The organism is Mycolicibacterium iranicum (genome assembly GCF_002101705.1).
In the GTDB taxonomy this organism is placed as follows: domain Bacteria; phylum Actinomycetota; class Actinomycetes; order Mycobacteriales; family Mycobacteriaceae; genus Mycobacterium; species Mycobacterium iranicum.
This window is the reverse complement of the sequence record NZ_LQPC01000025.1, coordinates 1-1163: the sequence shown is the minus strand read 5'-3', so window position 1 is coordinate 1163 and position 1163 is coordinate 1. Positions and strand designations below refer to the sequence as shown.

Genomic DNA, 1163 nt, shown 5'->3' with positions numbered 1-1163 from the left:
GAGCCGCCGGACATGTTCAAGAATCATCTGTCGAAGAAGTATTTGGATGAGGCGCCGCGGTTGGTGCACAACGAGGACGGGTCGGATACCTGGCAGTTCCGTGATGTGGTGATCCCGAATGTGGCGCTCAATGCGGTGGCGGGTCGGCCCAAGGAGGAATACGGCCTGGAACCGCAGGGTCTGGATGAGATCCGGCCCGGCTGTTGGCAGGTCGATGAGCGGGTCAAGGACATGAACGCCGGCGGCATCTTGGGGTCGATGTGTTTCCCGTCGTTTCCCGGGTTTGCGGGCCGGTTGTTTGCCACCGAGGATCACGAGTTCTCGTTGGCGTTGGTGCAGGCCTACAACGACTGGCATGTCGAGGAATGGTGTGGGGCCTATCCGGCGCGGTTCATTCCGATGACGTTGCCGGTGATCTGGGATCCTCAAGCGTGTGCGGCGGAGATCCGCCGTAACGCTGCGCGGGGGGTGCATTCGTTGACGTTCACCGAGAACCCGGCGGCGATGGGCTATCCCAGTTTCCATGATTTCGAGCATTGGAAGCCGATGTGGGACGCCCTGGTTGATACGGACACCGTGCTCAACGTGCACATCGGCTCGTCGGGGCGGTTGGCGATCACCGCCCCGGATGCCCCGATGGATGTGATGATCACCTTGCAGCCGATGAACATCGTGCAGGCTGCCGCGGATCTGTTGTGGTCGCGCCCGATCAAGGAATATCCCGACCTCAAGATCGCCCTGAGCGAGGGCGGCACCGGGTGGATCCCGTACTTTTTGGAGCGGGTGGATCGCACCTATGAGATGCATTCGACCTGGACGGGTCAGGACTTCGGCGGCAAGCTGCCCTCTGAGGTGTTCCGTGAGCACTTCCTGACCTGTTTCATCGCCGACCCGGTCGGGGTGGCCACCCGTCATCAGATCGGGGTGGACAACATCTGCTGGGAAGCCGACTACCCGCACAGCGATTCGATGTGGCCCGGCGCCCCCGAACAACTCGACGCAGTCCTCAAGGCCAACACCGTGCCTGATGACGAGATCAACAAGATGACCTACCAGAACGCCATGCGCTGGTATCACTGGGACCCCTTCACCCACATCCCCAAAGACCAAGCCACCGTCGGCGCCCTACGCCAAGCCGCCCAAGGACACGACGTCTCCATCCA

At 61.7% G+C, this 1163-nt stretch carries 1 protein-coding gene; it reads left to right on the top strand.

Annotated features, from left to right (window positions below; translation table 11 throughout):
- A partial coding sequence (locus AWC12_RS07490; RefSeq protein WP_085173333.1) for an amidohydrolase family protein occupies positions 1–1163 on the top strand: 1163 nt, incomplete at both ends.